General features: G+C 46.8%; 8 protein-coding genes. 4 read left to right on the plus strand and 4 right to left on the minus strand.

Features of this window, described 5'->3' with window-relative positions; translation table 11 throughout:
* The first annotated feature begins 13 nt into the window (after positions 1 to 13).
* From glgX to treY, 3 genes are read left to right on the plus strand one after another with little or no spacing between them, the layout of a single operon-like run.
* A complete protein-coding gene (gene glgX / locus AC1DV1_RS16855; protein WP_477361236.1) occupies positions 14 to 2,161 on the plus strand; it encodes a glycogen debranching protein GlgX in 2,148 nt (715 codons plus the stop codon).
* On the plus strand, positions 2,139 to 3,974 hold the full coding sequence (gene treZ, locus AC1DV1_RS16860; RefSeq protein WP_477361238.1) for a malto-oligosyltrehalose trehalohydrolase: 1,836 nt from the start codon (positions 2,139 to 2,141) through the stop codon (positions 3,972 to 3,974). Before glgX ends, treZ begins: the two co-directional genes overlap by 23 nt.
* Positions 3,967 to 6,654 carry a malto-oligosyltrehalose synthase gene (gene treY, locus AC1DV1_RS16865; RefSeq protein ID WP_477361240.1) on the plus strand — a complete coding sequence of 896 codons (2,688 nt, stop codon included), beginning with the start codon at positions 3,967 to 3,969 and terminating at the stop codon, positions 6,652 to 6,654. Before treZ ends, treY begins: the two co-directional genes overlap by 8 nt.
* A gap of 278 nt (positions 6,655 to 6,932) precedes the next feature.
* Here treY and AC1DV1_RS16870 read toward each other — a convergent pair whose 3' ends face one another.
* Positions 6,933 to 7,553: a TetR/AcrR family transcriptional regulator gene (locus tag AC1DV1_RS16870; RefSeq protein WP_477361242.1), complete on the minus strand. Its 621-nt coding sequence runs from the start codon at positions 7,551 to 7,553 to the stop codon at positions 6,933 to 6,935.
* 171 nt (positions 7,554 to 7,724) lie between these two features.
* On the opposite strand from AC1DV1_RS16870, the gene AC1DV1_RS16875 reads away from it, so the two are divergent.
* Complete coding sequence (locus tag AC1DV1_RS16875; RefSeq protein ID WP_477361244.1) at positions 7,725 to 8,843, plus strand: mechanosensitive ion channel family protein; 1,119 nt, start codon at positions 7,725 to 7,727, stop codon at positions 8,841 to 8,843.
* On the opposite strand, the gene AC1DV1_RS16880 is transcribed toward AC1DV1_RS16875, so the two are convergent.
* The 3 genes from AC1DV1_RS16880 to AC1DV1_RS16890 form a co-directional block, all read right to left on the minus strand.
* Complete coding sequence (locus tag AC1DV1_RS16880) at positions 8,840 to 9,325, minus strand: DUF4126 domain-containing protein (protein WP_477361246.1); 486 nt, start codon at positions 9,323 to 9,325, stop codon at positions 8,840 to 8,842. The genes AC1DV1_RS16875 and AC1DV1_RS16880 overlap by 4 nt on opposite strands.
* 146 nt (positions 9,326 to 9,471) lie before the next feature.
* On the minus strand, positions 9,472 to 10,974 hold the full coding sequence (locus tag AC1DV1_RS16885) for a DUF1501 domain-containing protein (RefSeq protein WP_477361248.1): 1,503 nt from the start codon (positions 10,972 to 10,974) through the stop codon (positions 9,472 to 9,474).
* Between the two features lie 6 nt (positions 10,975 to 10,980).
* Positions 10,981 to 14,214 (minus strand): DUF1553 domain-containing protein, encoded by a 3,234-nt coding sequence (locus AC1DV1_RS16890; RefSeq protein WP_477361250.1) that lies wholly within the window; start codon positions 14,212 to 14,214, stop codon positions 10,981 to 10,983.
* Between the last annotated feature and the right edge of the window lie 109 nt (positions 14,215 to 14,323).

Here is a 14,323-nt window from a genome sequence, read left to right on the forward strand (position 1 = left end):
GACACTATCCCCTATGAAAATAACAACGTACCCCGGTAAATCATTCCCACTTGGCGCAACATGGGATGGCAAGGGCGTAAATTTTACACTATATTCCGAGAACGCTACCGGCGTTGAACTTTGCCTGTTTCACAGCCCCGAAGACGAAATAGAAACAGAAAGGATCCCGGTTACCGAATATTCCGAACTCATCTGGCACATCTATATTCCCGGTTTAAAACCCGGTCAGCTTTACGGTTACCGGGTAAGCGGCCCCTACGAGCCCGAAAACGGACACCGTTTTAACCCCAATAAGCTTTTGCTTGACCCATATGCCAAAGCCATATCGGGCACCATTAACTGGGACGACTCCCTTTTTGGCTACCAGATAGGCAACGATGAAAAAGACCTGAGTTTTAACGAAACCGATAATGCCGCCTTTGTACCCAAATCGGTAGTTATTGATCATAATTTTGATTGGGAGGGCGATAAAGCCCCCTGTGTAGAGTACTATAACTCGGTGATATACGAAGCCCACGTTAAAGGTTTCACCAACATGCATCCCGAAATCCCGGAAGAGATCAGGGGCACCTATGCCGCCATCGGTCATCCGGTAACTATCAAATATTTAAAAGAGCTGGGCATAACCGCTATCGAACTGATGCCTATTCACCATTTTTTAAATGACAGGCACCTTGTTGAAAAAGGCTTAACCAACTATTGGGGCTATAATACCATCGGCTTTTTTGCACCCGATGCCCGCTACTCATCAAGCGGTGTACGCGGCGAGCAGGTTACCGAGTTTAAAACCATGGTAAAAGAGCTGCACAAAGCGGGCATTGAAGTAATACTTGATGTGGTTTACAACCATACCGGCGAAGGCAGCGAAATGGGGCCTACCCTATCGTTCCGCGGTATTGATAACTGTTGTTACTACCGCCTGGCCGATGATAACCGGTATTATATGGACTACACCGGCACCGGTAACACGCTGAATGCCAACCTACCCAATGTATTGCGCCTGATGATGGATAGCCTGCGTTACTGGATACTGGAGATGCATGTGGATGGCTTTAGGTTTGACCTTGCCGCTACCCTGGCGCGCGAGTTGCACGAGGTAAACCGGCTGAGCGCTTTTTTTGATATTATACACCAGGATCCCTGCATATCGCAGGTAAAACTGATTGCCGAACCTTGGGATATTGGCGAAGGCGGCTACCAGGTAGGCAAATTTCCACCGGGATGGGCCGAATGGAACGGCAAATATCGCGATAGCATCCGTGATTTCTGGAGTGGTACCGAAAGTTCACTGGCCGAATTTGGCGACAGGATCACCGGCAGCTCCGATCTTTACAAATCATACCGCAGGCCAACTGCCAGCATCAACTTTGTAACCGCCCATGATGGCTTTACACTTAACGACCTGGTAACCTACAACGAAAAACATAACGAAGCCAACGGCGAGGACAATAACGATGGCGAAAGCCATAACCGATCCTGGAACTGCGGGGTTGAAGGCCCAACTGACGACAAAGCCATTAACGAACTGCGCGAAAAGCAAAAAAGAAATTTTTTAACCACGCTTTTCTTATCACAAGGGGTGCCTATGCTGGTGGCCGGCGATGAAATGAGCCGTACTCAAAAAGGTAACAACAACACCTACTGCCAGGATAATGAACTAAGCTGGATAAATTGGGAAACCATGGATAAAGACCTGATGGTATTTACCAGCAAACTGATTAAGCTGAGGAAAGAGCATGCGGCTTTCTCGCGCAAAAGCTGGTTTAAGGGCGAGGTTGAAAAGAAAAGCGGCGTAGCCGATATTGCCTGGTTTTTGCCCGATGGTTCGGAAATGACAGAGGATAACTGGAATCACAATTTTGCCAAATCGGTAGCCGTATTTTTAAACGGATTGGGGCTGCACAGCGTTAATGCCGAAGGAAATAAGGTGGTAGACGATAGCTTCTATATCATATTTAACGCGCATGACCAGCCTTTAAGCTACCAGCTGCCACCGTCAGAGTATGCCGACGATTGGGACTTGCTGATAGACAGCAATAAAAACCCCAACGAAGAAACCAAAGGTACATTTAAAGCACATGAAACTATACAGGTTGAAGGGCGGTCGGTAGTACTGCTTCAGCATCAGCTTATCCACAATGGCGAAACAAAACATCATTAACAGAACATTAGGGGTTAATTTTAACAACGATAAATTTGCCACGGTAAACGTTTGGGCACCGGATGCTAAAGAGGTAACACTGCAAACAGGCAATGCGCAACTTAACCTAACCAAACAGGAACGCGGATACTGGGCGCTGGATACCGATAAAATAAAAGCAGGCACTACCTATTGGTTTAAGGTGGATGGTAAACAATTGCCCGACCCGGCATCGCTGCTGCAACCCGAAGGCGTACACGGCCCGTCTGAAGCTGTTGATTTAAGATCATTCAACTGGACAGACCAGCAATGGCAAAATACGTTATTGAGCGATTATATTATTTACGAATTACACACCGGAACTTTTAGCGCCGAAGGTGATTTTAAGGGCATTGAAGAAAAACTGGATTATTTAATTGACCTGGGGATTACAGCCATCGAAATTATGCCGGTATCGCAGTTCCCCGGCGACCGAAACTGGGGGTACGACGGCGTTTTTCCGTTTGCCACGCAAAACAGCTACGGCGGCCCGCAAGGCATGCAGCAATTGGTAAACGCCTGCCACAATAAGGGACTGGCAGTTATTCTTGATGTAGTTTATAACCACATAGGTCCCGAGGGCAATTATTTTGGCCGGTTTGGCCCCTACTTCACCGATAAATACCACACGCCCTGGGGAGCAGCCATTAATTTTGATGATGCCGGATGCGACGAGGTGCGACGATATTTTATCGAAAATGTGCTCATGTGGTTGCGCGATTTTCACATAGATGCGTTGCGGATGGATGCCGTACATGCTATCAGGGATTTTAGCCCTGTACATATTTTACAGGAGATAACCGAACATGTTGCCCAACTGGCGCAGCAAAGCGGTAAAACGCACTATTTAATTGCCGAATGCGACCTGAATGACGCCCGGTATATTACCCCAGTACAAAAGGGTGGTTATGGCTTTGATGCCCAATGGATAGATGAGTTTCACCACGCCCTGCGGGTTGCAGCAGGCGGCGAGCGCAACGGCTACTATACCGATTTTAATGGCATAGCCGATTTAGCCAATGCCTACCAAAACGGCTATGTATACCATGGCCAATATTCAGAACAGCGGCAAAAAACCTTCGGCACCCAAACCGATGGCATTAACGGGCGGCAGTTTGTGGTATTCTCGCAAAATCACGACCAGGTGGGCAACCGTATGCTGGGCGAACGTTCAAGCCAGCTGTTTAGCTTCGGGATGCAAAAACTGATGGCCGGAGCCGTCATGATAAGCCCGTTTTTACCTATGCTGTTTATGGGCGAGGAATGGAGCGAAACTAACCCTTTCCAGTTTTTTGTGAGCCACACCGATAAAAAACTGATTGAGGCAGTGCGCAAAGGCCGCAAAGCCGAATTTGCCGATTTCCATGCCAAAGGCGAGGCACCAGACCCGCAGGCTGTAAGCACCTTTGAAAACTCCAAACTCAACTGGACATTGCCTGGCAAAGGGCAACATCAGTTGATGCTGAGTTATTATAAAACACTTATCAGCTTTAAAAAACAACAGCCTGCATTTAAAAATACCGATCGGAATAATATGAGTGTAAAAGTTGATGAGGCCGCCCAAACACTCATCATCCAGCGATGGACGGATGAGCAGCACGTATTTTGCCTGCTCAACTTCAGTAAAAAGGACCAGGAGCTGAATATAGGCAGCAACAACCAACAATGGCAAAAGCTCTTTGATTCTGCCGAGCCAAAATGGAACGGGCCGGTAGCGTCACCGGCAATAATAAATACAGGCGAGATATCGGTACCGCCCGAATCTATATTGATATACACCCAATATTATGCATAACCCGGCTGCAACGTACAGAATTCAGTTCAATAAGGATTTTACCTTTAAGCATTTAGATACCATTATTCCGTATTTGCAGCAATTGGGCATCGGCACGTTGTATGCCTCGCCTATTTTTGAAGCAACGCCGGGCAGCACCCACGGTTATGATGTGGTTAACCCGCTGCGCATCAATCCCGAAATTGGCACGCTGAAGCAACTGGAAAGCATCAGCAAAAAACTTAAAAAATTAAACATCAGCTGGCTGCAGGATATTGTACCCAACCACATGGCCTACCACGCCAATAACCAGTGGCTGATGGATGTGCTGGAAAAAGGGAGGCGATCTGCCCATGCCGATTTTTTTGATATCTCGTGGCCGGCCCGCGTTTATGACGGCCGGGTAATGGTACCGTTTTTAGGCGTTCCGTTTGAGGAGGCCTTGCTACAGGGCCAAATTAAAATGGTATTTGCCGGCAACGGTTTTGCTTTTGCCTGCGGCGATCAGCAATACCCGTTAAACCTCCGCTCCTACATTACCATACTGGAGGTGGCGCGGCAGCCTACGCAAATCATCAGCGAACTGGTTGAAGAAGCTAAACAGATTCAGCAGGCAGATGACGATGTATCGTTCGCATTAAGTTTTGCCGAACTTAAAGAACAACTGGCATCGCTGCATAAACAACCCGCAATAAAAAAGATATTCCGGGCCGTCGTAAGCCATATTAATGGCGACAAAGATTTGCTCAGCCAACTGTCCAACCAGCAATATTACCAGCTTTGCTTTTGGCAGGAAACCGAAAAGCAGATCAATTTCCGCAGGTTTTTTACGGTGAACGGCCTTATCTGCCTTAATATGCAATTGCCTAAGGTATTTGATAAATGCCACGAGCTGGTTAAGGAGTTGTTGGATAAAAATATTATCCAGGGCCTGCGTTTAGATCATATCGACGGCTTATACGACCCCGCAGGGTACCTGCAACGCCTGCGTACTTTTGCAGGTAAAGAAACTTATATAGTAGTTGAAAAGATACTGGAAGATGGCGAGGCCTTGCCCGCAGATTGGCCCATTGAGGGCACTACCGGGTACGACTTCCTGGCCGCTGTGAACAACCTGTTTACCCAGGCCGAAAGTAAAAAGCAATTTGCCGCCTTTTACCGTGATATTACCCGGGATAAGTTACCCGTAAACAAGGCTATCCAAAAAAAGAAATCGCTGATATTATATGAGCACATGGCCGGCGAATTGCAAAACCTTTACCAACTGTTTTGCGACCTGGAGCTGGCCGATGCATCATCCATCAAAGAAAACAATATTAAGCTTATTATAGCCGAATTTTTGATCCGTTGCCCCGTGTACCGTTATTATGGCAATAGTTTTCCTTTAGCTGCAGAAGATCAGCAGGGCATAAAAGACATATTCAAAAACATCCGCGAAGCAAAACCCGAAATTGAAGCAGCCGCCCGTTTGTTAGAAAACGTATTATTGAAAAACGGCAATGCGGATTATAACAGCCGCGCGCTGCAATTTTACCAGCGCTGTATGCAGTTTACTGGCCCCATAATGGCCAAGGGAGTTGAGGACACGCTGATGTACACGTACGACAGGTTTATAGGCCACAACGAGGTTGGCGATACCCCGGAAACCTTTGGCCTGCCGGTTGATGAATTTCATGCTATGATGGTAAACCGGCAACTACGTTGGCCGCTGGCTATAAATGCCACTGCCACGCACGATACCAAACGCGGCGAAGGCGTAAGGGCAAGGCTAAACGCCATCACCGATATGGCGGCCGAATGGATAACCATTGTAAAACACTGGCAAACTATTAACAGCGGGGCCAAAACCAACAACGCACCCGACGACAACGACGAATACCTGCTTTACCAAACCATTACCGGCAGCTACCCCATGCCCGGCGAAGACCACGATGACTTTGCCAACCGCATTGAAGAATACCTGGTAAAAGGCCTGCGCGAAGCCAAACTGCATACCCAGTGGGCCGAGCCCAATGAGATTTATGAGGAAGGCACCAAAAAGTTTGTAAACGCCATACTGAAACCCAGGAGCGATTTTATGAAAAGCTTTTTGCCATTTTTGAAAAAGGTTGCAGATTATGGCATTATCAATTCGCTTGCACAAACGGTTTTAAAATTTACCTGCCCCGGTGTGCCGGATGTTTACCAGGGCTGCGAACTTTGGGACCTGAGCATGGTTGACCCTGACAACCGCCGCCCGGTGGACTATAACTTAAGGGCGAAAGCACTGGATGCTATAGCCGGTAATAAAATCACTATTAAAGCGCTTTGGAAAAACCGCTACAGCGGCCACATCAAGCTTTGGCTTACCAGCGTATTATTTAACCAACGCAGAGATAATCCGCAGGTATTTAAAAATGGTGATTATATTCCCTTGACAGTTAATGGCAAATACCAGGACAATGTGATGGCCTTTGCCCGGAGCAGCCACGATGGCTGGTATATTGTAGCCCTGCCTTTACACCTGGCCCTAATTAACACCGACAGCACCAGGCCACATGAGCTGGATTGGCAAAACACCCGGGTTGTTTTACCGCCTGCTGCACCTTCCCAATGGCGGGCAATAACCGGAGGGAAAACATTTACAGCTGCCAACCAAATTGAAATAAGTACAATATTTAAACAACTGCCGCTTGCTGTACTTAAATCGGTTGAGGGTTGATAACAAAACGGAGCGAAATTTTAAAGCAGATCACCCGCCCAACAGGTTATAAATATAAAAGCCGGATGAAAATAAATCTCCATCCGGCTAAATCACTCTAAAACAATCACCTCTTAATTAAATAGGAAGTATAAACAAATTATATATAGATACTTTAACAAGTACTATTAATTAAATGTTACAACAAAGGTATCTATAATATACAGCAAGCGTGTGATAACCCGGTCATTTTTACGGGATACTGACATTTAATACTAACCGGTATTTAATAGGTTGTATTAACAATAAAGCAACCCTTTGATAAATATATCGGTAAGCAAAAGCTTCTTGCTCCTGATCTCTTCCAGGTGCTCTTTGCGGGGGAAACTGTTTTTCTTTTGAGATACCGGGCCTACCCTGATACCGTGCATGGCATCCAATAAAAGGTCAACCAATTCCTCGGGGTTTTCAATCGGGTTTATGCAGCCTTTTTCCATCTCATTTTTAACAGCATTGGTTAACAAAGTGAGTTCGGCTTTGTGCACCTGCTCAACAATTTCCCAAATGGTATCTGGCAAATTCTGCTCGTTAAGCCTGAAAAAGTCAAAAAAGTTATAATTACTTACAATAAAATCGTGGTGGGTATTGATCTGAAAAACAAAAGCTTCTTTAAGGCTGCCGAATGTATCGGCCTTTTCTTCCAGTTTTTTCAGGTAGTCGACAGCCAGTTTTCGCATTACGGCCATGTACAGCTGGCTTTTATCCGGAAAGTAATAATACAGCAGTGCTTTTGACATTGAAAGGTCGCCGGCAATTTCATTCATCGTGGTTTTTGAATAGCCATAATGTAAAAAACGCTCGTACGATGCCTCTAATATCTTTTCCCTTTTTATGTCCTGATGGTCGTGGGTTGTAGCCATTGCCGTATCAATTATTAAATTCCAGTCAGCATAAAAACTAAATTCCTGACTTTTTAAACAAATCTATCAAAAAATCTATACATAAATGTAGCAACACCCCTTTGATTACGTGTTGTTAAAACAATTTTACATTCGTAGTATTTATGATAGTAATTAACTAACGTTATAAGCATGAATATCATTAACAGACTCCCCCCAGATCTGCTTGAATTTTCTAAACAAATCCCTGCCTTCGTATGGAACCTTATTATAACAGTAACAGCTATCCTGGTAGGTTTACTCATAAAACTTGCAGTTACACGTTTGTTTAGGGTATATGCAAAAAAAGAAGAGACGGATTACTCTTTCTTCAGGTCGGTTATTGTCAACCTGGGCAAGGCCATCACATATTTCATCCCTTTATTCCTGTTTAACCTGTTTATCCCGCTGATGCGGATGGATAAGGCCTACCTTAGTCCGCTTGATAAAACAATCGAGATTTTCCTGACCATATCATTCGCCGGTATCCTGGTACGCTCCATCAGGGTACTCGAAGATTACATCTACCACACGTACGACCTGAACAAGGCCGATAACCTGGTTGAGCGTAAAGTGCGCACGCAAATACAATTTATCCGCAAGTTTTTGGTGGTGCTTATTGTGTTTGTAACCATTGCCATCATACTGCTCAGTTTTGACAGCATGCGCAAAATTGGTACAGGTTTGTTAACGGGAGTTGGTATAGGCGGTATAATTGTTGGTTTTGCGGCGCAAACCTCATTGGGTAACCTGCTGGCGGGTTTTCAGATAGCGTTTACCCAGCCAATCCGTATTGATGATGTGTTGGTGGTGGAAGGCGAATGGGGCCGCGTGGAAGAGATTACGCTAACCTACGTGGTGCTTAACATCTGGGATAAAAGAAGGCTGATACTCCCTATCAACTACTTCATCACCAAGCCCTTTCAAAACTGGACACGCACCTCATCCGAAATTTTGGGCACGGTGTTTTTGTATGTGGATTATACTATTCCGCTGGATGCTATCCGTACGGAGTTTGAGCGGCTGATTAATTTGAGCCCGCTGTGGGATAAAAAAGTGCAGGTGGTACAGGTAACGGATACCAAAGAAAACAACATTGAGGTACGGGTACTCATGAGCGCCCGCAACTCTTCAGAAGCATTTGACCTGCGCTGCTATATCCGCGAAAACCTGGTTGGCTTTATCCAGCAAAACTACCCTGGCAGCTTGCCAAGAATCAGGAACGAGGTTAGTAACCTTGAAAAATATTTGCAGCCTAAAGCCGAGGCTTAAGCTGCATTTGAAAATTCAATACCGCTGCCAATTACCAGGGCATCTTCTATAGCGCCAACAAACGGATCGGTTACATTGCTTGCTTTTACAGCATCTTTACGTAACCAAAAACTACCAAATGTTGATGCAAATGCCGCCGCGCCGCCAATTAAAGCGCCGGTAGCCGGGTTGCCTCCTGTGGCTTTATACACACTGGCGCCGGCAAGCGCTCCGGACATCATCCTGAACACAACCGAAACCGGTTTAATCCGGTCTTTAGCCGAGGGCAGTTTATCGCCGATGATTTCGCCTACTGCCAATATTTTCAACACCAGCGCGACATTTCTGGACTGCATGAACTTTAATGGCGAGTGATCGAGTCGTTTGGTTTGATGATGGCTTAATATATGACTGGCAATAACCGGTGCCGACGCTGACCGCATGCCGGCCAAAGCGCCCAACCCCATAACCTGCCAAAAAGGATGTGATATTCTGAGTTTCATGTTGATGCTTATTATATGATAATAACCATGTATTACCGATTATGTTCTCTATAAAACAATAAAACACAGACGATATCGCACTGTCCTCAACCTTCTGTCAAAAGCAAAAAAATCTTGATACTTGATACTTACTACTTGATACTATTCTACGATAAAATATCCCTCACCACCTTCCCCTCCACATCGGTAAGCCTGAAACGGCGGCCCTGGAACTGGTAGGTAAGCAATTCGTGGTTGATACCCATCAGGTGCAGCAGTGTGGCCTGGAAATCGTGCACATGCACCGGATCTTTTACAATATTGTAGCTAAAATCATCCGTTTCGCCATAGCTGATACCGTGTTTTACTCCGGCACCGGCCATCCACATAGTAAAGCAGCGCGGGTGATGATCGCGGCCGTAATTGTCGGCAGTTAGCTTGCCCTGCGAGTATGCTGTTCGGCCAAATTCGCCGCCCCAGATAACCAGGGTATCATCCAGCATACCGCGTTGTTTCAGGTCTTTAATCAGCGCAGCCGTGGCTTGGTCGGTGGCCTTACATTGGCCGGCTATGCCCGATGGCAGATTGCTATGCTGATCCCAGCCCTGGTGGTATAGCTGCACAAACTTCACATCTTTTTCCAGCAGTTTTCGCGCCAGCAGGCAATTGGCAGCATAGGTGCCGGGGTCTTTACTATCGGGGCCGTACATGTCAAAAATTTCTTTGGGCTCGTTGGCGGTGCTCATTACCTCGGGTACCGAGGTTTGCATGCGGGCAGCCATTTCATACTGCGCTATGCGGGCATCAACTTCCGGATCGGCATACGCGGCGTTTTGGAGGTTGTTCAGTTTTGACAGGTATTCCAGCATTTCCTTTCTATCGGCACCATCATAGCCTTCGGGGTTATTCAGGAACAAAACAGGGTCTTTACCCGAACCAAACTGCACTCCCTGGAACTTAGATGGCAGGAAACCGTTACCCCATAGCCGGGCGTACAAAGGCTGGTCTTTAGGTGCGTTTTTTGAAACCAGTACAATAAAAGTAGGCAGGTTTTGATTATCCGATCCTAAACCATAGCTAATCCAGGAACCTATCGATGGCCTGCCCGGTAGCTGGTTTCCGGTTTGCAGGAAAGTTATAGCCGGATCGTGATTTATCGCTTCAGAATACAGCGATTTTACAATACACAACTCATCTACCACCTGCGCGGTAAAAGGCATCAATTCGCTCATCCAGGTTTGGCTTTGGCCGTGCCGGTTAAATTTATAATATGAAGGCGCCAGCGGCAGCACGCTCTGGTTGGCGCTCATGCCGGTGAGCCTTTGCCCCTGCCTTACCGAGTCGGGTAGGTTTTGGCCAAGCATGGTAGCCAGTTTGGGCTTATAATCAAAAGTTTCAAATTGCGATGGCCCGCCCGCCTGGAAAAGGTATACTACCCTTTTGGCCTTAGGGGCAATCTGCGGCAGGGCGCTCAAAATATCATCCTCCAGGCTGCCCTGGCGTTTAAGCGGGCTGCCAAAAACACTGTTGCCAAACAACGATCCAACGGCAAGCGCACCCAAACCCAGTGATGTTTTGGTTAAAAAATTGCGCCTGTCCATCTTCAGGTGAAGCTCATTAAACTCCGGCGTATGCAGCCTGAATTCCTCATCATGGTGAAAATCTGACATAGTGTTTTATCTTTTGGTTAATGATGCGTCTGAATTTAAAATGGCACTGGCCACCACGGTATTGGCGGCTATTAAAGCGCCATCCAGTTTTTTATCTACCTGGTATTGGCCGGCGGTAAGCCAGCCCTTTTGTTTCTCGGGGTGTGTTTTAAACTTCTTGAGTTCTACCTGTTGCAGGGCCATTAACAGGCTTACTTCGTCGGCTGTGGGGTTTCGGCTGGTTAGTTTGCGGTAGGCGGTGGTTATAGCTGCCTTGCCATCAGCGTTTCGGGTCATTTGCTCGCCCAAAACTTTGGCGGCCTCCACAAACGTAGGATCATTCAGGGTTACCAAAGCCTGCAATGGCGTATTGGTTTTTTGCCTGCGGATAATACAATAGCTGCGCGATGGCGCATCAAAAGTAGCCAATGTTGGGTTGGGGACAGATCGTTTTACGATAACGTACAAACTGCGCCGGTACACCGCCTTGCCTGTATCCGGCGTATAGGTGGTATTGTTAATCTCCCATAAACCGGCAGGCTGGTATGGTTTTATACTTTTACCGCCTATTTGGGTATTTAACAACCCGCTGGCAAATAAGGCATTGTCGCGAATCATCTCGGCAGGCATCCGGTACGCCGGGCCGTGCGACAGGTAACGATTTTCGGGATCTTTCTCGGCGGCCTCTTTTGCCGGCCGCGAATCCTGGCGGTACGTAGCCGACATCACGATGAGTTTATTCAAAGCTTTCATATCCCAGCCTTGCTCAACAAAGGTTGTGGCCAGCCAGTCCAGCAATTCGGGGTGGCTGGGCATTTCGCCCTGGTTGCCAAAATCCTCGCTGGTTTTCACCAGGCCGGTTCCAAAAAAGTTTTGCCACAAACGGTTTACCGCCACCCTTGCTACCAACGGATTATCGGCATTTGTAGCCCATTGCGCCAGGCCATACCTGTTTTTAGGCAAATCGGCAGCAAATGGCAGTATCGCTTCGGGCGTGTTGGGAAAAACCTGCTCGCCGGGCATATCGTAATTGCCGCGGTTAAGCAGGTATGAGTTTTTCGGCTTAGCCATTTCCTGCATCACCATCAACTCGGCCACGTTTTCGGTCGAATCGGATAAAGTAGTGCGCAAAGCGGTTAACTTTTTTGTTTCGACCAACATCAGCGGGTCAACGGCGGTAAGGTAGTAGGCTTTTAGCTTACCAATATCATCGGCACCCAGGGCACCCTTGTTTTTTGCAGCCACCTGCTGCCAGCTATCCTTTTGGGCCAGTATTTTCACCTCGAAAGCGGTAAGGGTCCGGTTGTATACCACAATATCATCTACCTTGCCATCTTTAAAACCACGCCCGCGTTCCCAGGCGCCAACCTGTAAACCGGGCTGGCCGTCGCCCATAAATAAAATATCCTTGGTAAGCTGATCCATGGTGGTTTCCATTTTCATTTCGCTGCCATCCAGGTACAATTTAAAACCGGCGGCAATTGCCGATCCATCATAGGTTGCCGTAAGCTGCATCCACCTGTCGCGGGGCACATCATCAACAGTAACCAGGGTTATAGCATTTGAAGGCCCGGTGTGGGCCATGTTGAGTTCCAGCTTATTGTTTTTGAGGTATAAATGATAGCCCCTGAAATTGTACAGCCGTTCGGAGTTACCTTTATGGAAAATAACACCTTCGCCCAACTGTTTAGGAATGTTAACCCAAATACCAATGCTAAAGGGCTGCGATTTGCGGAAGACGCCAATCTTATTTAAATCCAGCCAGGTATCGCCATTTAAGGCCAATGCCTTACCATCGCCCTTAGCCTCAAATAAAGGTGCATCGCCGGCCTGGCCGCCTTCGCGTTTCATGGTGCCCAAATCTTTAGGGTTTACGCTGCTTGCCAGGTCACCCCTATCAAAATTGAAACTGGCCTGCAAGCCATTGGCAGGGATTTTTTCGGTGGCCAGTTCTTTATACCTACCATCGGCAAGCCATTTATCAAAATCAGCTATAGCCTTACTTTCTGTTTGGGCTATGGTGTTTTTTTGCTGCGCGATGTTGTCATTAATAAAAGTAAGTATTTTTTCCTTTTGAGCCGTTGGCAGCATTAATGTTGGCGTTGGCAAAGCATCATCCCAGGATATTTGCCCCGCCTCTTTTACGTTATTAAAAAAGCTGAACAGCTGGTAGTAATTTTTTTGCGATATCGGGTCGAATTTATGGTCATGGCATTTGGCGCAGCCTACAGTCATGCCTAATACAGCGCTGCCAAAGGTATTGGTGCGGTCAATCACATATTCGGTTTGGTACTCCTCCTCAACAACGCCGCCTTCCATATTTTGCTGGTGATTGCGGTTAAAGGCGGTAGCAATGATCATATCTTTTGTAGGGTGCGGCATCAAATCGCCGGCCAATTGCCACTGTATAAATTTATCGTAGCTAAAGTTGCTGTTAAAAGCCTTAATCACCCAATCGCGATAGGGCGACATATCCCTTATTCTATCAACCGTGTACCCATGCGAATCGGCAAAACGGGCGGCATCCAGCCAGTCTACAGCCATTTTTTCGCCATAATGGGGCGATGCCAGCAGGCGGTCTACCTGTTTTTCATAAGCATTGGACGATGCATCTTTTAAATAATCATCAATCTCTTTAAGCGTTGGCGGCAGGCCGGTAAGGTCAAGCGAAAGCCTGCGTAATAGCAATTCTTTATCGGCTTCTTTAGATGGCAGCAGATTTTGCCGTTTAAGCCTGTCCAGCACAAAGTTGTCAATAGGGTTATTCACAAGGCCGTCAACCACCGGTACAGCCGCCTTTACAGGTTTTACAAAGGCCCAATGGGGTTTGTATACAGCCCCTGTTTTTATCCATTTTATAATTACAGCCTTTTCATAAGCCGACAATGTATGGTGCGATTCGGGAGCAGGCATCAGGTAGGTTGAATCGGTTGATAAAATGCGTTTTACCACCTCGCTATGCTGTAGGTCGCCGGGTTTAATGGCTACCACGCCTATATCGTCGGGTATTTCGGCGTAGGCATTTGCAGCTATGTCCAACCTTAAACCCGCCTTTTGTTTGTTTTTATCGGGACCATGGCAGGCAAAGCATTTGTTGGATAGTATGGGCTTAACATCAATGTTATAATCAACCGTTGGCGGCAAGGCATCATATGCTTTTTGCACATCAGCGGGCAAGTCAACAGCCGATGAATAAAAAAATAAACCGCCGCTCGTTACCATTACGGCACTCAGCGTTACTAAAAAAGACCTCAGCATCATACAATTTATCCGGTTTGATAATCTGGATAAAGCTACGCGGAGCCGGGGATTAAAAATTTCACAAAGGCCACATCAATTTGCACAAATCCGACTTTTACGGGTCATTCTG

The organism is Mucilaginibacter sp. P4_D1, from assembly GCF_056401935.1.

What these genes read in the sequence shown, in the direction of transcription:
- AC1DV1_RS16890 (WP_477361250.1), bottom strand. Translation starts at nt 14,214, where the DNA reads ATGATGCTGAGGTCTTTTTTAGTAACGCTGAGTGCCGTAATGGTAACG.
- AC1DV1_RS16870 (WP_477361242.1), bottom strand. Translation starts at nt 7,553, where the DNA reads ATGGCTACAACCCACGACCATCAGGACATAAAAAGGGAAAAGATATTA.
- treY (WP_477361240.1), top strand. Translation starts at nt 3,967, where the DNA reads ATGCATAACCCGGCTGCAACGTACAGAATTCAGTTCAATAAGGATTTT.
- AC1DV1_RS16880 (WP_477361246.1), bottom strand. Translation starts at nt 9,325, where the DNA reads ATGAAACTCAGAATATCACATCCTTTTTGGCAGGTTATGGGGTTGGGC.
- AC1DV1_RS16875 (WP_477361244.1), top strand. Translation starts at nt 7,725, where the DNA reads ATGAATATCATTAACAGACTCCCCCCAGATCTGCTTGAATTTTCTAAA.
- treZ (WP_477361238.1), top strand. Translation starts at nt 2,139, where the DNA reads ATGGCGAAACAAAACATCATTAACAGAACATTAGGGGTTAATTTTAAC.
- glgX (WP_477361236.1), top strand. Translation starts at nt 14, where the DNA reads ATGAAAATAACAACGTACCCCGGTAAATCATTCCCACTTGGCGCAACA.
- AC1DV1_RS16885 (WP_477361248.1), bottom strand. Translation starts at nt 10,974, where the DNA reads ATGTCAGATTTTCACCATGATGAGGAATTCAGGCTGCATACGCCGGAG.